Source organism: Vibrio quintilis (assembly GCF_024529975.1).
Classification (GTDB): domain Bacteria; phylum Pseudomonadota; class Gammaproteobacteria; order Enterobacterales; family Vibrionaceae; genus Vibrio; species Vibrio quintilis.
In genome coordinates this window covers 891,857-914,066 of the sequence record NZ_AP024897.1, presented here as the reverse complement: position 1 = coordinate 914,066, position 22,210 = coordinate 891,857, and the positions used below count along the sequence as shown (strand labels likewise).

Genomic DNA, 22,210 nt, shown 5'->3' with positions numbered 1-22,210 from the left:
GCAGACTTTGATTTTGCCGGACTCAAATTTTTTCTTCTGCCAAAGCAGAAGCCAAGAACACTTGAATGTGTGTTGGTGTATTCATTTCTGAATACTTTGAGAACTTTTACAAACAATCTAAAAGATTGTTTTGTCAGCTTTCCAAATTGTTAAAGAGCTTGATTTGTTATTACAAACCATTTTAAAACATACTCAAATCAATACGCTTTGAAATGGTATCCCGTAGGGGAGTCGAACCCCTGTTACCGCCGTGAAAGGGCGGTGTCCTAGGCCTCTAGACGAACGGGACACTTTCATATCTCTTTTCTAAACCAAATCAATCTGTGTGAGCACTCATCAACGTATCTTTATCGTTAAGGAGGTGATCCAGCGCCAGGTTCCCCTAGCGCTACCTTGTTACGACTTCACCCCAGTCATGAACCACAAAGTGGCAAGCGTCCTCCCGAAGGTTAAACTACCTGCTTCTTTTGCAGCCCACTCCCATGGTGTGACGGGCGGTGTGTACAAGGCCCGGGAACGTATTCACCGTAGCATTCTGATCTACGATTACTAGCGATTCCGACTTCATGGAGTCGAGTTGCAGACTCCAATCCGGACTACGACGGACTTTTTGGGATTCGCACACTCTCGCAAGTTAGCTGCCCTCTGTATCCGCCATTGTAGCACGTGTGTAGCCCTACTCGTAAGGGCCATGATGACTTGACGTCGTCCCCACCTTCCTCCGGTTTATCACCGGCAGTCTCCCTGAAGTTCCCACCCGAAGTGCTGGCAATCAAGGATAAGGGTTGCGCTCGTTGCGGGACTTAACCCAACATTTCACAACACGAGCTGACGACAGCCATGCAGCACCTGTCTCATAGTTCCCGAAGGCACACTCGAATCTCTTCAAGCTTCTATGGATGTCAAGAGTAGGTAAGGTTCTTCGCGTTGCATCGAATTAAACCACATGCTCCACCGCTTGTGCGGGCCCCCGTCAATTCATTTGAGTTTTAATCTTGCGACCGTACTCCCCAGGCGGTCTACTTAACGCGTTAGCTCCGAAAGCCACGGCTCAAGGCCACAACCTCCAAGTAGACATCGTTTACGGCGTGGACTACCAGGGTATCTAATCCTGTTTGCTCCCCACGCTTTCGCATCTGAGTGTCAGTATCTGTCCAGGGGGCCGCCTTCGCCACCGGTATTCCTTCAGATCTCTACGCATTTCACCGCTACACCTGAAATTCTACCCCCCTCTACAGTACTCTAGATGACCAGTTTCAAATGCTGTTCCGGGGTTAAGCCCCGGGCTTTCACATCTGACTTAATCATCCACCTGCATGCGCTTTACGCCCAGTAATTCCGATTAACGCTCGCACCCTCCGTATTACCGCGGCTGCTGGCACGGAGTTAGCCGGTGCTTCTTCTGTGGCTAACGTCAAAAGCAAAGCGTATTAAACTCTGCCCCTTCCTCACCACTGAAAGTACTTTACAACCCGAAGGCCTTCTTCATACACGCGGCATGGCTGCATCAGGCTTGCGCCCATTGTGCAATATTCCCCACTGCTGCCTCCCGTAGGAGTCTGGACCGTGTCTCAGTTCCAGTGTGGCTGATCATCCTCTCAGACCAGCTAGGGATCGTCGCCTTGGTGAGCTCTTACCTCACCAACAAGCTAATCCCACCTGGGCATATCCCGACGCGAGAGGCCCGAAGGTCCCCCTCTTTAGTCCGTAGACATTATGCGGTATTAGCCATCGTTTCCAATGGTTATCCCCCACATCAGGGCAATTTCCCAGGCATTACTCACCCGTCCGCCGCTCGACGCCAAGAAAGCAAGCTTTCTTTCGTTTCCGCCCGACTTGCATGTGTTAAGCCTGCCGCCAGCGTTCAATCTGAGCCATGATCAAACTCTTCAATTAAAGTTTTTTGAAGCCTAAGCTTCGGCTCAGTGATTACTGAATTGACTGTGCCGCTATTCATTCCACAACTCAAAGCTGCTTCCTGATAGCTGTTGGTCACTCATTCTCACTGATAAATCTTTTATAAGATATCAATTAACGAGTACCCACACAGATTGATTGGTTTATATTGTTAAAGAGCAAAATCCACCTTTCAGCCAGAGCTTCAAGAGGACGGACATTTTATCGATATAAGATTTAGTGTCAACCACTTTTTCTTGTTATTTTCTTAAGCATTTAAGAAACCGATAATCTGTTCGACTTTATCAGGCATCCCCTGACTCAGTGGGGTCGCATTATAGGGGGAAATAATTTCTTGGCAATAGAAAATTCACTAAATTTTAGTTTTTTCGTTCAAATGGCTAAAACTCCACCGAAAGCGCTATTTTTTGATACTTTATTGCCCAATAAACTCAAAATAATGTAATTTATACCCAGAAAAGTAAAAAGGAGATAACAGCGCATCTCCTTTCCTCTATAAGATAACCATTGTATTTATTGTGAAATCATTATCTCACCATCTTTAACTGATAACGAAATAGTTTTGTCAGGCTCAATACTTCCCTTCAAAATCGATTTAGCTAAGGGGTTTTCAACTGTCTGCTGAATTGCACGCTTCAGAGGTCTGGCACCATAGACAGGATCATATCCAACCCGGGCTATCAGTTCTAAAGCATCTTCTTTCACACTTAGCTGGTAATCTTTTTCCAGCATTCTCTGACTCAGACGTTCCAGCTGAATTGCCGCAATCGACTTAATATGCGCTTTACCAAGTGGGTGGAATACAATATTTTCATCCACACGGTTTAAAAACTCAGGCCGGAAATGATGACTAACAACATTCATCACCTGCTCCTTCATTCCCTGATAATCTAATTCCCGGAAATACTCCTGAATTTGTTCAGAGCCCAGGTTAGACGTCATGATTACAACAGTGTTACGAAAATCAACCGTTCGCCCTTGTCCATCCGTCAGCCTTCCATCATCTAGTACCTGAAGCAAGATATTAAATACATCAGAATGCGCCTTTTCTACTTCATCCAGCAAGATGACAGAATAAGGCTTTCTCCGGACAGCCTCTGTCAGATAACCACCTTCTTCATACCCAACATAGCCGGGAGGTGCTCCCACAAGACGGGCAACTGAGTGCTTTTCCATAAATTCAGACATATCGATACGAACCATCGCGTCGTCACTATCAAACATAAACCCGGCTAAAGCCTTACATAATTCGGTTTTACCTACCCCTGTAGGACCAAGAAACAGGAAAGACCCAATAGGGCGATTAGGATCAGATAATCCGGCTCTGCTTCGGCGGATTGCATTAGAAACAACTTCCACAGCTTCAGTTTGTCCGACAACACGTTTGTGCAGGACATCTTCCATCCGCAATAATTTTGCTTTTTCAGCCTCCAACATTTTAGAGACCGGAATCCCTGTTTGTCTGGACAGAACCTCAGCGATTTCATTATCGGTCACTTTATTCTTTAGTAAAGTCATGTCCTGCATTTCAGCCTGTGCAGCTAAATCCAGTTGCTTCTCTAATTCAGGAATACGCCCATATTGCAGTTCAGACATTCGACTCAGATCACCGGCTCTTCTCGCCACATCCATATCCAGTCTTGCCTGTTCTAATTCAGATTTAATGTGTTGAGCACCGGAGAGAGCTGCTTTTTCAGCATTCCAGACTTCTTCCAGCTCTATATATTCTTTTTCTTTTTCCTGTAACTCTTCATTAAGAATATTCAGACGCTTTTCACTCGCATCGTCTTGCTCATTCATTAAAGCCTGTTGTTCAATTTTGAGCTGGATAATTTTACGTTCAAGTTTATCTAAAGCCTCTGGTTTAGAGTCCATTTGCAACCTGATACTGGAAGCCGCTTCATCAATCAGATCTATCGCTTTATCCGGTAACTGGCGATCAGAAACGTAGCGATGAGATAAACTGGCTGCCGAAACAATCGCCGGGTCCGTAATTTCAACATGATGGTGCAGTTCATAACGCTCTTTCAAACCACGTAATATGGCTATCGTATCTTCAACGGAAGGTTCATCTACCAGTACTTTCTGAAAACGCCGCTCCAGGGCAGCATCTTTTTCTATATACTGACGGTATTCATCCAGAGTAGTCGCACCAACACAGTGTAGCTCCCCTCTTGCCAGTGCCGGTTTCAGCATATTTCCGGCATCCATAGAGCCTTCACCTTTGCCGGCTCCAACCATTGTATGCAACTCATCAATAAACAGAATGATGTTGCCTTCTTCTTTTGCCAACTCATTTAGTACAGACTTCAGACGCTCTTCAAATTCTCCCCGGTATTTCGCTCCGGCAACTAAAGCTCCCATATCCAGAGAAAGTACTCGCCGGCTACGCAACCCTTCCGGCACTTCATTATTAATAATTCTCTGAGCTAAACCTTCAACGATAGCCGTCTTACCAACACCAGGCTCACCGATAATAACCGGATTATTTTTTGTTCTGCGCTGTAATACCTGTATCGTACGACGAATCTCATCGTCCCGGCCAATGACAGGATCAAGTTTCCCTTGTTCAGCCCGTTCAGTCAGATCAATTGTAAATTTCTCCAAGGCCTGACGCAGTTCTTCAGCATTGGGATCATTAACTTTTTGTCCTCCTCTGATTTTCTCAATCGCCTTCGACACTTTTCTTTCTGTTAAGCCTAGTTCCTTTAAAAGCTGCCCTAGCTGACCTTTATCTTCAAGAACAGCTAACAAAAAGATTTCAGAGGATATATAAGAATCCTGACGTTTTTGAGCAATCTTATCGCACAGGTTAAATAAGGTTCCCATTGCTCCGGAAAGCTGCACATCTCCGCCAATCCCGGTTACTTTGGGTAAACGATCGAGAATCTCTCCTAATTTAGAGCGCAGATGCATGACATCAACGTCAAGCATCGTGAATAAAGGGCGAACAGGGCTGCCTGTTTGATCTAATAAAGCAACCATCAAATGAACAGGCTCAATATATTGATGATCTCGTCCTAATGCTAATGACTGAGCATCAGATATAGCAACTTGAAATTTGCTGGTGAACCGGTCAAGACGCATACCAACCTCCCGCAGGGTAATCTTATGATTTACTGTTTAGAAAAATGGCTACGTCTGCGGCGTTTTTCAAGAGGAGAGGCAGGAACTTTGAACGAAAAACGCTATGTGATCCAAATAAATGATGCCTGCCGACCTGTCACACCATCTCTTCGGTAAGAGTAAAACTGATGAGGATTGCTAAAAGTACACAAATCTGCAGAAAAAACAGCAGACACACCCAGCCGGTTTAAACGTTGCTTAGCCAGTAAGGTTAAATCGGCCAGCCATTTGTCCTTCAACTGAGGATGTGGCATGAATGCATTGATTGCCTCTCTGTCAAAGGTAGCGAATGCTGCTACAACGTCTTCTCCGACCTCGAAGGCATCTTTACCAATTGCCGGCCCCAGCCAGGCAATCACTTCTCCGGAAAACAACTGACAGCATTGCTCAATAATTCCATCAGCCAGTCCGCGCCAGCCGGCATGAACTGCAGCAACCTGATTCCCGGCAGAATTCGTCAGCAGAACGGGCAGGCAGTCGGCCGTCATCACTGCACACACAACACCGGGTGTTTCTGTAAATACCCCATCTGCATCAGCAACAATACCTGAAGGTTGCGCCACCTGAATGACTTTGGTTGAATGTGTCTGATTCAGCCAGACCGGCTCACCCGGCATAGATGCCAGATCCATCATGATCTGGCGGTTACGCCGGACTTTCTCCGGAGAATCACCGACATGCATGCCAAGATTCAAACTCTCATACTTACCCACAGATACACCACCCTGCCTTACTGAAGAAACAGAGCGGACACAAGCAGGTACATTCCATTCAGGTATGATCATAGTTTTCAGTCTTCTGAACCATGTTGATTTGTATCATCTCTTAATGCTTCAGTCATTTCGACCATATCATCGGGAACCGGCGCGTGAAATTCCATCGGTTCTCCCGTTACAGGATGATCAAATTTCAACATGACCGCGTGCAAAGCCTGCCGATCAAACGAGCGAAGCAAACTGACTAAAGGCTCAGAGGCACCTTTAGGGATCCGAACCCGGCCACCATACGCCACATCACCAAGCAGAGGATGCTGAATGGAAGACATGTGAACCCGAATCTGGTGCGTTCTTCCTGTTTCCAGTCTCAAACGAATTCGTGTATGTTCACGAAAATGTTCGGCAACACGGTAATGCGTCACTGCTGGTTTTCCCATCGGTGTAACAGCCATCAGTGTTCTTTTGGTCGAATGTCGTCCGATAGGTTTATCTACAACGCCACCAGCGGTCATCGTCCCTGTTGCAATCGCTTCATATTCACGGGTAATCTGCCGTTTCTGCAATGCTCTGACTAACCGGGTTTGAGCCGGAACCGTTTTTGCGACAACCATCAGACCGGTCGTATCTTTGTCCAGACGATGAACAATTCCGGCCCTTGGCACTTCTGCAATATCCGGATAATAGTACAACAATGCATTCAATACGGTTCCATCCGGTGTACCGGCACCGGGGTGAACAACAAAGTCTCTTGGCTTATTTATCACCAGAATATCATCGTCTTCATAGACGATATCCAAAGGTAAATCCTGAGGTTCCCAGCGGTCTTCATCCTCCAGTTCAGCATGAAGTGTAATTTCCTCACCACCCATCACCTTATGACGGGGTTTCATGATGACCTCATCATCGACTAAGACTTTTCCGGCCAGGAGCCACTCTTTTAACCGTGAACGGGAAAAATCAGTAAATAATTCAGCAATCGCCTGATCTAAACGTTGCCCTAACTGTGTTACCTTTACTGTACTCTTTAATTCTATCTGCTGAGCCATATCGAACTTTTAAAAAAACTAAGAGACTAACAGTCTCTGGTATGGGTAAAATAATATCTTTATTGTATCTGTTACCACAAAGAAAGTAACGTAACCATTTTAGTTACCATAATACGCAGTAATCGCCGGATTAATATTTAACAATCTGAGCACTGATGTATTTCTGAACTATTCGACTATCAAGGAAGCCATTTCGGACATGAAATATCAAGCGTTATTAAGTCTTCTTGCTCTGACTTTATTTATGACTGGCTGTTCAAGCAAAAAAACGATTGTTCCAGACATGCCCCCATCGCAACTTTATTCAGATGCACAGACTTCTTTGCAAGAGGGTAAGTGGAACCGGGCAATAGAAAAGCTGGAAGCAATGGACTCCAGATATCCTTTTGGCCCTTATTCAAATCAGGTGCAACTCGATCTGATCTACGTGTATTACAAGAATGGTGATCTTTCGATGGCACTGGCGACCATAGATCGATTTATCAGACTCAACCCAACCCACAAAAAAATGGATTGGGTGCTCTACATGAGAGGCTTAACAAACTCGGCACAAGATACCAATTACATGCACGAATTGTTCAACACTGATCGTTCTGATCGTGATCCAGAGCCGGTTCAGGATGCATTTGCTGACTTTAAGAAACTTGTGAAGCGCTATCCGGATAGTCTTTACGCCAAAGATGCCCGACAACGGATGTTCTCTCTGAAGAAAAGACTGGCAAAATATGAACTCGCCACAGCTGATTTTTATTTGAGAAGAGAAGCATGGATAGCAGCCATTAAACGCTGTCAGGAACTGCAAAATAAATTTCCGGATACAGAATCTGCAAGAGAATCACTGAAAATACAGGCCGAAGCATACAAACGACTTGGTCTGAAAGAAGCGGAAGAAAGAACCCGTCATTTAATTGGACTGAATCCGGCTTAACCTCTGATTTTACTGATGCTCTCTGATGAAACTCAGAAGAGAGCATCAATTGCCTCATCAAATCATTCCATCATTATAGGGCGCTTGTTTTCTCAGGTCGAAAAACATCCCTAAAAAACCAGAATTTTTCAGCCCGACCTCCCCTTAAAGTATCGACATCAAAAATATTCTCAACTTTTTCAAGCGTTAATTTTCTCAGTCTTTGGTCAGGATCACGTTTAATTACCTCCCTGCATTGAACGGCAATTTCAGTGAACCTTGTCACATTTATTTCTACCTGAAACGTTAATCTGAAATTAACCCATAGGGAGAAATCACAGAGGAAAACAATATGAAAGTAAATATTATCGGTAAAAACATTGAAGTCACCTCTGCTATCCGCGATCACATTGAAGGGAAAATGAAAAAGCTTGAAAAGTGGCAGGTCGATATCATTGGATGTCAAACCAGTTTTCAGGAAGAGCCCAATAAAAAGAAAAAATTTGAAGCGGTTATCTCAATACCCAAAGGACAGTTAATTGCCTCTGCTGTGCATGAAGATTTATATGCAGCCGTCAATGAGGTTGAACAAAAATTAGAACGGCAACTGAATAAATTAAGACATAAACCTGAAGCAAGACGAGGCGAGAAAATTAGTGCTGAAACAGCATCAGAATAATCAAATTTCCCATCTGTTTTTAATAGCGCCGGACCGGCGCTATTTTTCTTGACGCCATACGCCTCCTTGCTTATTGTGTCATGAATTTGTAGCCAATTATTAGTATTGATTCATGACATAACTATCGCTCATCAGTAACATGGGTGATGTCTGTGCAACGAACCTGACATGACGAATAGTTCCCAGACTATAGTATGGAATGTTTTATATAGAGGAATAAGGTATCAATGGCCTCCCAGAAGTATTCTTTAGAAGATATCCGCCTGCGACTTAATGAACTGGATGATCAACTCCTGCAACTCCTTTCTGAACGCAGAAAGCTAAGTATTGAAGTAGTTAAAAACAAAGTTAAAACATCCAAACCAGTACGGGACGCAGTCAGAGAACAACAGCTACTGACTAAGTTAATTCATAACGGTCATGAGCATTATCAGCTTGATGCCCCCTATATTACGAAAATTTTTCATACTATCATTGAAGACTCGGTTTTATTACAGCAGTCTTATCTGCAAAATTTAGAAAATCCACCATCCGATCAAAGCCCTAAATGCCGGGTAGCCTTTCTGGGAGCAAAAGGTTCTTATTCACACCTGGCTACCCGTGAATACTTCAGCCGTAAAAATGTGGATTTAGTCGAGTTGAACTCTGAACATTTTAAAGATATCACTCAAACTGTTGAATCCGGACACGCTGACTATGGTGTCTTACCGATTGAAAACACCAGTTCAGGCTCAATTAATGAAGTCTATGATCTGCTGCAAAACACAACACTTCATATTGTGGGTGAACTGACACTGACCATCGAGCACTGCCTGCTATCGACTCAGGAAATTTCAATTGAAGATATCAGGGTACTATATTCTCACCCGCAACCTCTGAAGCAGTGCAGTGAGTTCATCGGCCATATGAAGGATGTTACGCTTGAATCCTGTATTAGCACAGCAAATGCAATGCAGAAAGTCGCAGAAATGAACAATAGCAATGTTGCTGCTATTGGTAATGCCTCAAGCGGAAAGTTATACGGGCTTCAGTCAATTAAAAGCAATATTGCCAACCAAACTGAAAATTATACCCGTTTCATTATTGTCGCCCGACAAGCAGTTGAAGTTTCACACCAGATTCCTGCAAAAACAACCCTCATCATGTCTACACCACAAAAGGCAGGTTCTCTCGTTTCTGCTTTACTGGTACTACAAAAATTAGGTATCAATATTACGAAGCTCGAATCCAGGCCCATCATGGGAAATCCGTGGGAAGAGATGTTTTATGTTGACCTTGCAGTACACCTGAACTCAGAACCGATGCAACAAGCATTGCAGGAACTACAGAAGTTAACCAACTATCTGAAAGTACTGGGTTGCTATCCGATTGAAAACATTAAACCAACAACGGTTGAATAAAAGGTACAGCATGGTTAACGTCATTATTGCCACCCGAAATCCCGCAAAAGTTAATGCTGTAAAAGATGCATTCAGGGAAGTATTTCCCGATGTATCTTTTAAATTCAAAGGCATAGATGTTGCCAGTGAAGTCCCGGACCAACCGATGTCAGATGAAGAGACACGTTTAGGGGCATTAAACCGGGTAAAAAACGCCAGACAGGCTTCTCCGGGCGCAGACTATTATGTGGGCGTTGAAGCAGGTATTGAGCAAGAGATGACTTTCGCATGGATGGTTATTGAATCACAAGATCGCCGGGGCGAATCCCGTTCATCCAGCCTGATGCTACCCAAAGAAGTTACAGCGCAGCTAAACACCGGCCATGAACTTGGAGACATCATGGACTCATTGTTTAATGAGAACAACATAAAACAGAAAGGTGGTGCGATTGGCTTATTCACCAATCAACGACTGACCAGAAGCTCTGTTTATTATCAGGCATTAATTCTGGCTTTAGTTCCCTTCCTGAATCAGGACATGATTTTTAATACCCAAAACTGATACAGCCAGGCATAAACCAGGAAGATAAATCATTATCTTCCTGAGCCTTGCCCCGTCAATCAGTGTCTGTCCGCAAACCTGACAACAATGACAGCAAGGTATCTTTTTCTTCCTCACTACATTCTTTCAGCCCGTTAGAACCACGGGTAATCGTGGCAACACCAACACCAAGCATCTGACTAATCTGACGTTGAGACATCTCACCGCTGAGTAACTCAAAGACGATATTCATCCTGGAAACCAGAGTATCCCGCTCATCAGTCGTCATCATCATGGCAAGCAACATCTCAAGATGTCCCTGTTCAGAAGCCTGTTTCACCAATTGCAGAAATGATTGCCAGTCCGTAAATTGTGGTTGAGTGGACATATATGTACTCGTTTAGTGATACACAGGAACATTGTAGAGAAATTTCTGCATAATGGAATCAGTATTTCAGCTCCAGTTCTGATGGGTACAAAAAATTACCTTCCATATCAAGCAGATAGCGGTAGTACGTTTCAAACATTAATATGTTTTGTACATAACCACGGGTTTCTCTGAATGGAATAGCTTCAATAAAGCGGTAAACATCCAGATTTCCTGACGAACGTTTCAGCCACAAATCAACTCTTGAAGGGCCTGCATTATAAGCAGCAAATGCCAGAATCCGGTTGCCATTGTAACGTTCCAGTAATTCTGTTAAATACTGGCTTCCCAACTCAATGTTCTTTTTCGCATTAAACAAATCACGGGAGTTTTTGTAATTCAGCTGGTATTTCTTTGCCATATACCTGGCTGTTGACGGTAAGAGTTGCATCAACCCTTTGGCACCAACCGGAGAGTAGGCTTGTACATCCATTGCACTTTCCTGTCGGGCTAGAGAAATTAATGTAACGGGATCGATCTTGTATTTGTCAGCAAAGAATTCAAACAGTTGCAAATACGCCTTAGGAAACCTGAGCTCCAGATGTTCCCACAGCTGAGCCTCAATCGTTGCAACAACGGTCAAATGATACCAGTGCGCAGCCGCTGCATATTGTGCCAGAACGATTTGCTCTTCGGGAGATGTACGGCCTAGTAACCACCGCCATTCACTTTTTGATGCCTCTGTTTTATTCCGATCAATCAGCTCCTGAATCCGATCTAAACTTGTTTGGTAAGGCTTGATTAAAGCAGGATTATATTCCAAAGGCTGCTCAGTATAAGCAAAGGATTGATCCAGATAACTGGCTGCAGCCACACTATAAAAATTTCTCTTTCCTGATAACTGTTCCAGCTTGTCCAGCCCTGATGCTCCCTGACCCGATTTAATTTCACTTAAACCCAGCCAGAATTGCCAGCGTGCAGTACTCTGTAAAGAGTGCGGCAATTTATTAACCCAATCATAAATACCAGACCATTTCCCATATCTGATTTCTTCACGTATCCGTCGCTCAAGCAAGGGGGTATTCTGGCTGGAAGAGATAACATTGTCCCGCCACTTCTTCATCGATTCAGAAAGTTTTATATCATCTTCATTAAGTAATATTCCGGCAAGATATTCGAAAAATGCGGTTCTGGCTTTTGAATCCAGATACTTCAGTTTCCCCTGCTGCACAAACTGGTAGGCCAGGGCCGGCTTTTGAAATGCCAGTTTCTTCAACCCTAATCCCACTAATCTGAGCATCTGCTCATTCAGCGGACCATGCTTCAGGAATTGATCCACATTCTCCGGATGTCGGTAAGTCGTCAATAACATCCCGGCCAGACTCTGATTATCGTCTGAAATTATTTTTTTCTTTAAAAATCTCATTAGTGAATATTGTCTTTGCTCAAAGGCAAGAAACATCCGCTCCAGTACCAGCTTTTCAGAGATCCCTTCTGATTTTTCCCAGGATGAAAATAACTCATTACACTCATCAGTGACACTCTTACCTGACAGCCATAAAGATTGAGCGCCACGAAAAGCTTCCGGTTTATTCCCGGTCTTCAGCTTTGCTGTATAGTAGTAGCAACGATACTTTTCCTGTCTTGGCTCCGTTCTTTGAAACTGAAGTAATACAGACCATTTTTTATGTCTGGCCAAAGCTTCCAGATAAGGGGCTGTAATCCGGTTTGAAAAAGGAAACTCGGCATGGCTGTTAATGAAATTACGAACCACAATTGGCGGCTTTTGCGCCATATTGATCAAAATAGAACGATAATCGAGATAAGGTGTGAGCGGGTACGCTTCGAGCCTGGACTTTACACGATAATACTTCCTGACGTGTTTATTATCCAGCCACTGCTGCGCCTGATCATACAACTGCCTTTGTTCCTCCAGACTCAGCTTCCCACCAGCGATAGCCGGAGAAACAACAACACAGCAGGCTGCGAGAATCAAACAAAGGACAACCAAATAACTTTCAAACCGATTTGACATCATGTCACTGCAAACACCAAAAAACCCATAAGTATATTTTACTAACAAAACTAAAATTATTTCATATTAAAACACATGGATTCACAGAAAATTAAAATTATTTTTCCCGCAGGCAACCCGGTAGGATCCTTATGAAAGCCCCATAAATCGATGACTTCAGTTAACAAATTTATGTGATTTAGTATAAAATAGACGCTTTGATCTACAGCAATGAATTAGGAACAAACCGGCAATGGCTGAATACGTGTATACAATGTCCCGGGTGAGCAAAATTGTCCCACCAAAGAGACAGATTCTTAAAGATATCTCACTAAGTTTTTTTCCTGGTGCAAAAATTGGTGTTTTGGGCCTGAATGGTGCCGGTAAATCAACTTTACTGCGAGTGATGGCTGGCATTGATAAAGACTTTGATGGAGAGGCCCGCCCTCAACCCGGCCTGAAAGTAGGTTACCTTCCCCAGGAACCAGTTCTTGATGAAGAGAAAACTGTACGGGAAGTGGTTGAAGAAGCTGTCTCAGATGTTGCCAATGCACTGAAACGTCTGGATGAAGTCTACGCGGAATATGCACTTCCGGATGCGGATTTTGATGCTCTGGCAAAAGAACAGGGCGAGTTAGAAGCCTTAATTCAGGCTAAAGAAGGCCACAATTTAGACAATGCACTTGAGCGTGCAGCAGATGCACTTCGGCTGCCGGAATGGGACGCAAAGATCAAAGTCTTATCTGGTGGTGAACGCCGGCGGGTGGCAATCTGTCGCCTGTTGCTTGAAAAACCGGATATGTTGCTGCTTGATGAACCAACCAACCACCTGGATGCAGAGTCTGTTGGCTGGCTGGAAAAATTCTTGTGTGACTATAACGGCACTGTGGTTGCGATTACCCACGACCGGTACTTTCTTGATAATGCTGCCGGATGGATTCTGGAACTTGACCGTGGTGAAGGCATTCCGTGGCAGGGAAATTACACGTCCTGGCTGGAACAAAAAGATGCACGTCTGAAGCAGGAAGCTGCTCAGGAAAAAGCCCGTCAGAAAACGATTGAGAAAGAGCTGGAATGGGTTCGTCAGAATCCTAAAGGACGTCAGGCAAAATCAAAAGCCCGTATGGCCCGTTTTGAAGAGCTCCAAAGCAGTGATCATCAAAAACGTAATGAAACCAATGAGCTGTTTATCCCGCCAGGTGAACGTTTAGGCGACAAAGTTGTTGATGTGAAAAACCTGACCAAATCTTTTGATGGCCGGGTTCTGATTGACGATTTATCTTTCAGTATCCCCAAAGGTGCTATCGTCGGAATTATTGGTGCAAATGGCGCAGGTAAATCAACACTATTCAAGATGCTTTCAGGCACAGAACAACCAGATTCCGGTACAATCGAACTTGGTGAAACCGTGAAATTAGCTTCGGTTGATCAGTTCCGCGACAGCATGGATGGCAGCAAAACTGTTTTCCAGGAAATCTCTGAAGGTGCAGATATGATCAAAATTAACAACTTTGAAATCCCGGCACGTGCTTATTGTTCCCGATTCAATTTCAAAGGTGTTGATCAGCAAAAAGTCATTGGTGAGCTTTCCGGAGGCGAACGCAACCGGGTTCATCTGGCAAAACTGCTGAAAGCCGGCGGGAACGTATTACTTCTGGATGAACCCACCAATGATCTGGATGTTGAAACACTCCGGGCTCTGGAAGAAGCTTTGCTTGAATTCCCCGGATGCGCCATGGTTATTTCGCATGACCGCTGGTTCCTGGATCGGATCGCAACACACATTCTTGATTACCGTGATGAAGGTCAGGTCAACTTCTTTGAAGGCAACTATACTGAGTACATGGAGTGGCTGAAGCAAACTCTCGGGGCTCAGGCAGCAGAACCTCATCGAATCAAATACAAGCGGATTTCGAAATAAGTTCTGACACCCGACTTGTTCATAAAGGCTGCATAATGGAAATGCAGCCTTTTTTATTACCGGAAGTTCAACATCTGATAAACAGCAAAAGGGAATATGTATGGCTGAGAAACGTCGCTTTTCACGAATCCTTTACCGGGCACCCGCACTTGTAACTCAAAATCAAATCAGGATTGCAGCCACTGTCCGGGATTTATCTCTGCATGGCATTCTGCTGGCTGTGACCGATGAGCCACGGTTTAATCCACAAAAAGAGGTAGAGATTGAGTTCCCGATTCCGGAGAGTGAAATTTCAATCCGGATGAGTGCAAAAATCATTTCAATGGATGATTATATTCTGCGGGCAAGTATTGATCATATTGATTTAGACAGTATCAGCCACCTGCGCCGTCTGGTCGAACTAAATGTCGGAAGTGATGACTTACTTCACCGGGAGCTGGAGTACCTTTCTGATCTTGGTGACGATAAAGATTAGACGGATTAAGCTCCCGGAGTAGTGTCTGCATTATTAATATCAGCGACGGGGAATAGTATCGCTTGTATGTTTCAACAGGTTCTGGCTCTCAGACATAAACTGCTGGGAGTATTCTCCGAACCATTGGCTTACATGGGTAAAGCTCTCAACAAAATGCTTTTTATCCCGCTTCTCAATCACCTGCATCGCCTCAGTAAAACACTGATAAAAACGCTGAATCATGTCTGTATTTTCTTCTGAAGAGAAGATTATATCCCCGTAGAGATTTGGATCCTGACCAAACAATCGCCCGACCATGATTAACTCTAAACGATAAATGGGTGAACTCAGTTGGAGTAAGTTCGCCAGTTGTGGGTTCTCTTTCGATAAATGCAAGCCATACACATAGGTTGTAAAATGCCGGAGCGCCTGAATCATAGTCATCCCATGATCATGTGATTCAGCATCAACAGCGCACAAACTCGCCCCCCAGATTTCTAACTGATCAATAAGCCATTGGTATTGTTCCCGTCCCCGGCCATCACAGTACACAATAACCTGCTTGGCCAGACTGGGAATATCCGGCCCGAACATTGGATGTAAACCAACAACCGGCCCACGGTGCGTTTTCAGCATCGCCTGCAGCGGTCTGGACTTAATCGAAGTCAGGTCGCACAAAATACAATCTTCAGGCAACTGATTCAGCTTTTCGATCACCTCAACGGTCAGATGAATCGGAACGCTCACCACAACCATACCGGCCTGAGCCAGCAGTTCACCAGCTTTGTCCCAGTCATTACGTCCAATCACTTCAACCCGGTAACCGGAAAGTTTAAGCATCCGGGTGAACAGACTCCCCAGTTGTCCATGACCACCGATAACAACTACGGTTCTCAGCTCCGGCTTCAAACACTTAAATCCGGCATCTTTTTCACTGGTATATGACTCACGCATCGTCCGGCGAAGAATATCTTCGATTAACTGAGGTGGCACACCTTGAGCCTCTGCTTCTTCTCTCCGGGAAGCCAGCATTGCAGCCTCACGTTCGGGCACATAAATCGGTAAACCATGCTGACTTTTTACTTCTCCGACTTTTTCAACCAGACTCAGCCGTCGAGCCAGCAAGTCAATCATCTGTTGATCAACTTCATCGATTTGATCGCGTAACTCATTCAGTTCAACTGTCATGAACAACCTCTTTAATTAATCCTGCAGCCTTTTTTCTAATACCGGAGAAAGTACATCACAAGCTTTACGTAATAAAGTCTCGGTTGTCTCCCAGTTAATACATGCATCCGTGATAGAGACACCATATTCCATTTGATCCAGTGGCAGGTCTGCAGACTGATTGCCCTCATTTAAATGGCTTTCAATCATCAGTCCGACAATCGAGCGGTTTCCTTCCCGGATCTGACGAAATGCATCTTCAGCAACTAACGGCTGGCGACGAAAATCTTTCCTGGAATTGGCATGACTACAATCAATCATCAGTGAAGGCTCAAGTTTTGACTGACGCATTTCTTCTTCACACTCAGCAACAGAAACCGAATCATAGTTTGTCTGTTTTCCGCCACGGAGAATCACGTGTCCGTTAAGATTGCCCTGAGTGGTTAACAGTGCAACCTGCCCTTCCGCATTAATACCCATAAAACGGTGACTGGAAGATGCAGCCTGCATGGCGTTAATTGCTGTCAGCAGACTACCATCCGTTCCATTTTTAAATCCAATTGGCATTGATAAGCCACTGGCCATTTCTCTGTGGGTCTGAGATTCTGTCGTCCGGGCACCAATGGCGGCCCAGCTGAATGTATCAGACAAATATTGAGGACTGATTGGATCAAGCGCCTCTGTTGCCAGAGGAATTCCCATTTCGGCTAACTCAACTAAAAGCTGGCGACCAACATGAAGGCCATGCTCAATATCAAAAGTTCCATTTAAATATGGGTCGTTAATCAGACCTTTCCAGCCAACTGTCGTTCTCGGTTTCTCAAAGTAAACCCGCATCACAAGGAACAACTGATCACTAACAGCTTCAGCCAGTGCTTTAAAGCGGCGGGCATAATCTTTAGCAGCATCTAAATCATGAATAGAGCATGGCCCGCAAACAACTAACAGACGGTGATCCCGCTTATGGATAATATCGGAGATCGTCTGACGTGACTGGTGAATAAACGCTTGTGCCTCAGCGCTCAACGGTAGTTTATCTTTTAACTGTTCGGGGGTAATCAGCACTTGCTGCTCAATAATATTTACATCGTTCAATTCGCTCATCATCTCTCACCGTAAAATAATATGTACAAATTTTAAAGCCACTTGATAAACAGCAGCAATCCATTCCCATAAATTAACAGCGACAACAAACTTTTCAAGTGTAAAATATAAAAAACATAAAATGTAAAAAAATATTTACACAACATTCTGTTCACAAAACTAACAATGAGAGATGTCTTACTGAAAAAGGTTCATATAAAATAAAGAGTTACAAGGACAGATGCTCATTGAGACTTTTATAACTATGGACCTAATCCTCTCTTTGCTACAACAGATGTGTGTCTATCTGGTTTTGGCGTATATGCTCAGTAAGACCCCACTTTTCCTGCCGATATTAAATATTTCATCCAGACTTGAGCATAAACTGTCCATTTACGTGCTTTTTTCCCTTTTCTGCATTCTGGGTACGTATTTTGGTCAACAGATCAACGACGCAATTGCCAATACCCGGGCTATCGGGGCTGTGATGGGCGGGTTACTTGGTGGCCCTGTGGTTGGATTTGCCGTTGGATTAACCGGCGGCATTCATCGTTATACGCTCGGCGGATTTACCGACCTTGCCTGTGCTATCTCTACCACAACTGAAGGCCTGATTGGTGGGCTGCTTCATTTATTTTTGCTCAAAAATTTCAAGAAAGAACGCCTCTTCAGTACCCCTGTTGTATTCAGTGTCACTTTTTGTGCTGAAATCATCCAGATGCTGATTATCGCCACTGTGGCACAACCTCAAAGACAGGCACTCGAACTGGTCAGCACCATTGCAGCACCAATGATGATAGCTAACTCGGTCGGTGCAGCTCTTTTCATGAGCATTCTGCAGGATAAAAAATCCATTTATGAAGCCTATTCCGCGGCCTTTTCACGCAAGGCTCTCAGAATCGCAGAGCGCTCAGTTGGCATACAATTTCATGAGTTCAACCGGCATCATGCACAAAAAGTTGCCCGGATTATTTATGAAGAAACTAATGTCGGGGCAGTTTCCATTACAGACAGATATAAGATACTTGCTTTCATCGGCGTTGGTGACGACCATCACCGCCCTAATACACCAATATCATCAGATAAAACCATAGAAGCCATTGAAAAAAATGAAATTATCTATCTGGATGGCAGAGAGAATCCTTATCAATGTTCATTATCAGCGTCATGCGAACTGGGGTCAGCATTGATCATCCCGCTCCGGGTCGATGATCGGGTCATTGGCACAATTAAATTATATGAGCGTAAGAGTAAATTATTTTCTTCCATTAACATGTCGATGGCCGAAGGGATTGCCCAGTTATTATCCAGCCAGATACTGCATGGAGAATATCAGCAAAAAAAAATTCTGCTTTCCCGCCTGGAAATGAAGCTGTTACAGGCACAAATCAACCCGCATTTTTTATTCAATGCACTCAATACCATCAGCGCAATTACGCGAACTGATCCGGATAAAGCAAGAATACTGATTCAGCAACTGTCCCGTTTTTTTCGCAGTAACCTGAAACAAAACGTTGAAACAATTTCACTGAGTGAAGAACTGTCCCACGTCAATTCATATCTCATGATTGAGCAAGCCCGGTTTAGTGACCGGCTGAAAGTCCACATCGATATTGACAGTGCTTTATTCGAAAGACAGCTACCTACTTTCACCCTGCAGCCGCTGGTAGAAAATGCCATCAAACACGGGACGTCTCATTTACTCACAGGGGGAAAAGTCCGCATTTACAACCAGCCTGTTCAGGAAGGAGAACTGATTATTGTTGAAGATAACGCAGGTCAGTTTAGCCATCATGCATCATCTGACGGGCTGGGGATCAAAATGGTGAATAAACGTCTGATTAATTATTTCGGACATCAATCTCAACTTCAAACCTCTGTTGAACCCGATGTATTTACCAAAATACAATTCTTATTGCCCAGTGAATATTAAGAGGAATGTATGATCACGGCACTTGTAATTGATGATGAAATCCATGCCCGGTCAGAACTGATTCAGCTACTCAGAGAGACGGATCAGATAGAAATTTTGGGTGAAGCCGGCAATGCAATTGATGGATTTAAACAAATTCATCAGCATAAGCCTGATGTCGTTTTTCTGGATATTCAGATGCCTCAGATTTCCGGTATAGAATTGTTAAGTATGCTCGACCCGGAAACCATTCCCCGGATTGTTTTTATCACTGCTTATGAACAATATGCGATTCAGGCGTTTGAAAATAATGCGTTTGATTACCTGCTGAAGCCCGTAGAAGAAGAGCGGCTGCATAAAACAATCACACGTCTGCAACGGGACATCACCAGAAAACAGGACTTATCACCAATCACTCCGAAAACCCTGGAACAGATTCCATGTATCGGATTGAACCGCATCGTCATTATTCCCGTCAATGAAATCGAGCTGGCTTACAGTGACGTCAGTGGTGTTCATGTTCAAACACATGAACGTCAGGCAACAACACAACTCACACTGAAACATCTGGAAGAAAAAACGCCACTGCTGCGTTGTCACCGTCAGTACCTGATTCATCCCAAATCGATTAAGGAAATCAAATTACTGGAAAATGGTCTGGCAGAAGTCATCACCCAATCACAGCATACTGTTCCGGTCAGCAGAAGGCACCTGAAAAATCTCAAGGAAAACCTTGGATTTTAGTTGATCTCAATATCACACAGGCGCTGCATGGCTTCACTGGCACTTCGCCATTCCGGTGTGCGCAACAATTCTTTCCGGGAAAAGGATTGTTTTCTTTGCAAATGCGCGGCTTCAGGCACTCCGGAGACAGTCAGATTATCCAACAGCCTGACTGTTGCCGGGCGGTCATTGCATACCAGCAGCATGTCACACCCGGCATTGAGTGCCTGCTGTGCTCTTGAAACAATATCCCCCATGACCGACGCACCTTCCATGGTCAGATCATCAGAGAAAATAATGCCGTTAAACCCGAGCTTCTGTCTCAGTACCTGTTTTAACCAAAATTCAGAACCACTTGCAGGCTTGTCATCATAGTGCGGATAAATCACATGTGCAGGCATTACCGCATCCAGCAGGTTCGCCTCAATATGTGAACGAAAAACGGTCATATCATCCGATATGACATCAGTCCTTTCATCATAAGGTGTTTCCAGATGAGAATCCGCGATTACATGGCCATGGCCGGGAAAGTGTTTTCCGGTTGTCGCCATTCCCACGCTTCTCATCCCCTGCAAAAAAGCCTGACTGAACCGTTTTACTGTATCGTTATCTTCACCAAATGCCCGATCATGAATCGCCTGACAGCTGAACCCGACATCCAGAACCGGAGCAAAGCTCAAGTCGACGCCAGACGCAATCAACTCTGCAGCCATCAGCCAACCGCCTGAAGCTGCAAGTTCTGTCCCGTTATTCTGTGTCGCGTACTGACTTGCCGCCGGTAAGCGGGTGAACCCTTCTCTAAAACGCTGGACACGGCCCCCTTCCTGATCAACACCAATCAACACAGGAGAACCAGCAGCCTGACGGATAGCATGCGTTAAAGCTTCAAGCTGCCGTGGATCATGATAATTGCGTGTAAATAATATCACGCCACCAATTGCAGGATGTGCCAGAATCTCTTTCTCTTCAGCATCCGGTTCATAACCTTTGATGTCCAGCCATAAAGGCCCCATGTCAAACTCCTGATTACCATCAATATTGCATTTATCTGGTGAGATTATTCAGTTTAAAATACAATTACAATGCTTTTATCTCATCTCTGACCCGGTATTCCAAACAGAAGAAACCAACATGCAATCAGAAGAACTTTATATAGGCGTGATGTCCGGCACCAGTCTGGACGGTATTGATGTCGTTTTAGCTGGCTTTGAAAATAATCAGGTTCAGATATACGCTGATTACTGTCACCCGATTCCCCCCGATATCCGTCAGCAAATTTTAAGCATCTGCACCGGACAATTCACCAGTTTAAAAACTATCGGCACATTGGATCACCAGTTGGGTCATTTATTCTCACAGGCAGTCAATCAGTTACTTTCACAAACGCCTTACCAGGCAAAAGACATTCGGGCTATTGGCTGTCACGGACAAACCGTCTTTCATCATCCGGACCAAGACACACCTTTTACGATTCAACTCGGTGATGCAAATATTATTGCAGTACAGACCGGCATAGACACGGTTGCAGATTTCCGGAGAAAAGATATGGCACTCGGAGGTCAGGGGGCACCTCTTGTACCTGCATTTCATCAGGAAGTATTTCAATCTCAGACACATTCAACGGTGGTTGTTCTGAATATCGGAGGTATGGCCAATATTTCGGTGCTCCGGCCTGAACATCCGGTTTTGGGGTACGATACCGGGCCGGGGAATGTATTAATTGATAGCTGGTGTCAACAGCATACAGGCACGGCTTATGATAAAGATGCAGCACTGGCATTATCAGGTCAGGTAAATACGGAACTACTGAAAAAACTCGAAAGCGATCCTTACTTCTCAGCGCCGGCGCCTAAAAGTACCGGCCGGGAATATTTCAATATGGAATGGCTCAACCGTCATTTAGAAGAGATACAAACCCCAATTAAGACAGAAGATATACAACGAACTTTATGCCAGCTAACGGTGGATACGATCAGCGCACAGATCACCGGCTATGTCACAGGAACCAAACCATGTGTGTATGTATGCGGTGGAGGCGTCCATAATCCGCTTATCATGAAAGAATTAGCTACAAAATTAACTCAGTGGCATATCACAACAACATCAGAATATGGTATTAGTAGTGATTCGATGGAAGCCATCGCTTTTGCCTGGTTGGCAAAGCAACGGATTCATCATCTTCCCGGCAATATCCCGGAAGTAACCGGTGCATCAAAAGCGGTGTCTCTCGGAATTATCTATCGCGCAACCTGAAAGGA

The 22,210-nt window shown here is 44.4% G+C and carries 17 protein-coding genes, 1 tRNA gene and 1 rRNA gene; 9 read left to right on the top strand and 10 right to left on the bottom strand.

The genetic code is table 11. The features are described from left to right. Positions 1–213: 213 nt before the first annotated feature. The 5 genes from OC443_RS04400 to rluD form a co-directional block, all read right to left on the bottom strand. Positions 214–289, bottom strand: a tRNA-Glu gene (locus OC443_RS04400). A 65-nt stretch (positions 290–354) separates the two neighbouring features. Further along, positions 355–1,896 (bottom strand): 16S ribosomal RNA (locus OC443_RS04395). 534 nt (positions 1,897–2,430) lie between these two features. Beyond that, positions 2,431–5,004, bottom strand: coding sequence for an ATP-dependent chaperone ClpB (gene clpB, locus OC443_RS04390; RefSeq protein WP_073580128.1), 2,574 nt, complete (start codon positions 5,002–5,004; stop codon positions 2,431–2,433). A 101-nt stretch (positions 5,005–5,105) separates the two neighbouring features. Next, positions 5,106–5,828, bottom strand: coding sequence for a peptidoglycan editing factor PgeF (gene pgeF, locus OC443_RS04385; RefSeq protein WP_073580129.1), 723 nt, complete (start codon positions 5,826–5,828; stop codon positions 5,106–5,108). Between the two features lie 5 nt (positions 5,829–5,833). Beyond that, positions 5,834–6,805 carry a 23S rRNA pseudouridine(1911/1915/1917) synthase RluD gene (gene rluD / locus OC443_RS04380; RefSeq protein WP_073580130.1) on the bottom strand — a complete coding sequence of 324 codons (972 nt, stop codon included), beginning with the start codon at positions 6,803–6,805 and terminating at the stop codon, positions 5,834–5,836. 199 nt (positions 6,806–7,004) lie between these two features. Here rluD and OC443_RS04375 point away from each other — a divergent pair, with 199 nt between their 5' ends. From OC443_RS04375 to yjjX, 4 genes are all read left to right on the top strand, one after another. Further along, the gene (locus tag OC443_RS04375; RefSeq protein ID WP_073580131.1) at positions 7,005–7,733 is read left to right on the top strand and encodes an outer membrane protein assembly factor BamD; all 729 of its coding nucleotides are present in this window, start codon (positions 7,005–7,007) and stop codon (positions 7,731–7,733) included. Positions 7,734–8,064: 331 nt separating this feature from the next. Further along, positions 8,065–8,391 carry a ribosome hibernation-promoting factor, HPF/YfiA family gene (hpf, locus tag OC443_RS04370; RefSeq protein ID WP_073580133.1) on the top strand — a complete coding sequence of 109 codons (327 nt, stop codon included), beginning with the start codon at positions 8,065–8,067 and terminating at the stop codon, positions 8,389–8,391. Between the two features lie 227 nt (positions 8,392–8,618). Next, positions 8,619–9,791, top strand: a complete 1,173-nt coding sequence (pheA, locus tag OC443_RS04365) for a prephenate dehydratase (protein WP_073580134.1) — start codon at positions 8,619–8,621, stop codon at positions 9,789–9,791. 10 nt (positions 9,792–9,801) lie between these two features. Further along, entirely contained in the window at positions 9,802–10,332 is a 531-nt protein-coding gene (yjjX, locus tag OC443_RS04360; protein ID WP_073580135.1) for an inosine/xanthosine triphosphatase, read from the top strand. 55 nt (positions 10,333–10,387) lie between these two features. Here the strand turns inward: yjjX and trpR are convergent, their stop codons facing one another. After that, positions 10,388–10,699, bottom strand: coding sequence for a trp operon repressor (gene trpR / locus OC443_RS04355; protein ID WP_073580136.1), 312 nt, complete (start codon positions 10,697–10,699; stop codon positions 10,388–10,390). A gap of 58 nt (positions 10,700–10,757) precedes the next feature. Further along, entirely contained in the window at positions 10,758–12,716 is a 1,959-nt protein-coding gene (locus tag OC443_RS04350; RefSeq protein ID WP_073580137.1) for a transglycosylase SLT domain-containing protein, read from the bottom strand. Between the two features lie 229 nt (positions 12,717–12,945). On the opposite strand from OC443_RS04350, the gene ettA reads away from it, so the two are divergent. Further along, complete coding sequence (ettA, locus tag OC443_RS04345) at positions 12,946–14,613, top strand: energy-dependent translational throttle protein EttA (RefSeq protein WP_073580138.1); 1,668 nt, start codon at positions 12,946–12,948, stop codon at positions 14,611–14,613. A 100-nt stretch (positions 14,614–14,713) separates the two neighbouring features. Next, a complete protein-coding gene (locus OC443_RS04340) occupies positions 14,714–15,088 on the top strand; it encodes a PilZ domain-containing protein (RefSeq protein WP_073580139.1) in 375 nt (124 codons plus the stop codon). A gap of 39 nt (positions 15,089–15,127) precedes the next feature. On the opposite strand, the gene tyrA is transcribed toward OC443_RS04340, so the two are convergent. Together tyrA and OC443_RS04330 are read right to left on the bottom strand one after the other, a co-directional pair. Further along, a complete protein-coding gene (gene tyrA / locus OC443_RS04335; RefSeq protein WP_073580140.1) occupies positions 15,128–16,255 on the bottom strand; it encodes a bifunctional chorismate mutase/prephenate dehydrogenase in 1,128 nt (375 codons plus the stop codon). 15 nt (positions 16,256–16,270) lie between these two features. Beyond that, the gene (locus OC443_RS04330; RefSeq protein WP_073580141.1) at positions 16,271–17,341 is read right to left on the bottom strand and encodes a 3-deoxy-7-phosphoheptulonate synthase; all 1,071 of its coding nucleotides are present in this window, start codon (positions 17,339–17,341) and stop codon (positions 16,271–16,273) included. 241 nt (positions 17,342–17,582) lie between these two features. On the opposite strand from OC443_RS04330, the gene OC443_RS04325 reads away from it, so the two are divergent. Together OC443_RS04325 and btsR are read left to right on the top strand one after the other, a co-directional pair. Continuing rightward, complete coding sequence (locus OC443_RS04325) at positions 17,583–19,250, top strand: sensor histidine kinase (protein ID WP_073580142.1); 1,668 nt, start codon at positions 17,583–17,585, stop codon at positions 19,248–19,250. A gap of 9 nt (positions 19,251–19,259) precedes the next feature. Next, positions 19,260–19,973, top strand: coding sequence for a two-component system response regulator BtsR (gene btsR, locus OC443_RS04320; protein WP_073580143.1), 714 nt, complete (start codon positions 19,260–19,262; stop codon positions 19,971–19,973). Here btsR and nagZ read toward each other — a convergent pair. After that, complete coding sequence (gene nagZ, locus OC443_RS04315; protein ID WP_073580144.1) at positions 19,970–20,965, bottom strand: beta-N-acetylhexosaminidase; 996 nt, start codon at positions 20,963–20,965, stop codon at positions 19,970–19,972. The genes btsR and nagZ overlap by 4 nt on opposite strands. Before the next feature lie 118 nt (positions 20,966–21,083). On the opposite strand from nagZ, the gene OC443_RS04310 reads away from it, so the two are divergent. Further along, positions 21,084–22,205 (top strand): anhydro-N-acetylmuramic acid kinase, encoded by a 1,122-nt coding sequence (locus tag OC443_RS04310; protein ID WP_073580145.1) that lies wholly within the window; start codon positions 21,084–21,086, stop codon positions 22,203–22,205. Positions 22,206–22,210 lie beyond the last annotated feature (5 nt).

What these genes read in the sequence shown, in the direction of transcription:
- clpB (WP_073580128.1), bottom strand. Translation starts at nt 5,004, where the DNA reads ATGCGTCTTGACCGGTTCACCAGCAAATTTCAAGTTGCTATATCTGAT.
- pgeF (WP_073580129.1), bottom strand. Translation starts at nt 5,828, where the DNA reads ATGATCATACCTGAATGGAATGTACCTGCTTGTGTCCGCTCTGTTTCT.
- rluD (WP_073580130.1), bottom strand. Translation starts at nt 6,805, where the DNA reads ATGGCTCAGCAGATAGAATTAAAGAGTACAGTAAAGGTAACACAGTTA.
- OC443_RS04375 (WP_073580131.1), top strand. Translation starts at nt 7,005, where the DNA reads ATGAAATATCAAGCGTTATTAAGTCTTCTTGCTCTGACTTTATTTATG.
- hpf (WP_073580133.1), top strand. Translation starts at nt 8,065, where the DNA reads ATGAAAGTAAATATTATCGGTAAAAACATTGAAGTCACCTCTGCTATC.
- pheA (WP_073580134.1), top strand. Translation starts at nt 8,619, where the DNA reads ATGGCCTCCCAGAAGTATTCTTTAGAAGATATCCGCCTGCGACTTAAT.
- yjjX (WP_073580135.1), top strand. Translation starts at nt 9,802, where the DNA reads ATGGTTAACGTCATTATTGCCACCCGAAATCCCGCAAAAGTTAATGCT.
- trpR (WP_073580136.1), bottom strand. Translation starts at nt 10,699, where the DNA reads ATGTCCACTCAACCACAATTTACGGACTGGCAATCATTTCTGCAATTG.
- OC443_RS04350 (WP_073580137.1), bottom strand. Translation starts at nt 12,716, where the DNA reads ATGATGTCAAATCGGTTTGAAAGTTATTTGGTTGTCCTTTGTTTGATT.
- ettA (WP_073580138.1), top strand. Translation starts at nt 12,946, where the DNA reads ATGGCTGAATACGTGTATACAATGTCCCGGGTGAGCAAAATTGTCCCA.
- OC443_RS04340 (WP_073580139.1), top strand. Translation starts at nt 14,714, where the DNA reads ATGGCTGAGAAACGTCGCTTTTCACGAATCCTTTACCGGGCACCCGCA.
- tyrA (WP_073580140.1), bottom strand. Translation starts at nt 16,255, where the DNA reads ATGACAGTTGAACTGAATGAGTTACGCGATCAAATCGATGAAGTTGAT.
- OC443_RS04330 (WP_073580141.1), bottom strand. Translation starts at nt 17,341, where the DNA reads ATGATGAGCGAATTGAACGATGTAAATATTATTGAGCAGCAAGTGCTG.
- OC443_RS04325 (WP_073580142.1), top strand. Translation starts at nt 17,583, where the DNA reads ATGGACCTAATCCTCTCTTTGCTACAACAGATGTGTGTCTATCTGGTT.
- btsR (WP_073580143.1), top strand. Translation starts at nt 19,260, where the DNA reads ATGATCACGGCACTTGTAATTGATGATGAAATCCATGCCCGGTCAGAA.
- nagZ (WP_073580144.1), bottom strand. Translation starts at nt 20,965, where the DNA reads ATGGGGCCTTTATGGCTGGACATCAAAGGTTATGAACCGGATGCTGAA.
- OC443_RS04310 (WP_073580145.1), top strand. Translation starts at nt 21,084, where the DNA reads ATGCAATCAGAAGAACTTTATATAGGCGTGATGTCCGGCACCAGTCTG.